The sequence below is a fragment of the Mycobacterium ostraviense genome (assembly GCF_002705925.1).
In the GTDB taxonomy this organism is placed as follows: Bacteria; Actinomycetota; Actinomycetes; order Mycobacteriales; family Mycobacteriaceae; genus Mycobacterium; species Mycobacterium ostraviense.
The window spans coordinates 1-459 of sequence record NZ_NKRE01000065.1 but is presented as its reverse complement, the minus strand read 5'-3'; the positions used below and the strand labels follow the sequence as shown (position 1 = coordinate 459).

Genomic DNA, 459 nt, shown 5'->3' with positions numbered 1-459 from the left:
AAACGTGCCACGCTCACTTCGTCGCCTCCTTCACCCACAGGACCACGCATCGCTTGAGGACATCACGCTCCATCCTCAATTCAGCGACCTCGGCACGCAGCCGCTTGAGCTCGGCGACATCATCGCCGCTCAACTCACCGTCGCCGTCGCGCTTGGCGCGGGCCTGGGCGACCCAGTTACCCAGCGTCCCCTCGTTGACACCCAGGTCGCGCGCGACCTGAGCGATCGGTTTCCCCGTCTCCTCGACGATCCGGACAGCCCCCTCACGGAACTCCCGGTCGTACTTCATCCGCTTCTCTGGCATCGTGCTCCTCATTGTCGATGCCTCTACGGTTTGGGGGGAACCTCATGTTCGTAAACATTCATGCGGCCTGCTGGACGGGCGCTGGTGGGCTGGCGCGGAGGCGTCCCCATCTGGGCTGGTGCGGCGTACCCGATGTCGCTTGTTGGAGTTTACGA

1 protein-coding gene is annotated in these 459 nt (G+C 63.8%); it reads right to left on the bottom strand.

The genetic code is table 11. The annotated features are described in order from the left end of the window. Positions 1 to 13: 13 nt before the first annotated feature. Positions 14 to 304, bottom strand: coding sequence for a transposase (locus CDN38_RS27935; protein WP_099319502.1), 291 nt, complete (start codon positions 302 to 304; stop codon positions 14 to 16). Positions 305 to 459 lie beyond the last annotated feature (155 nt).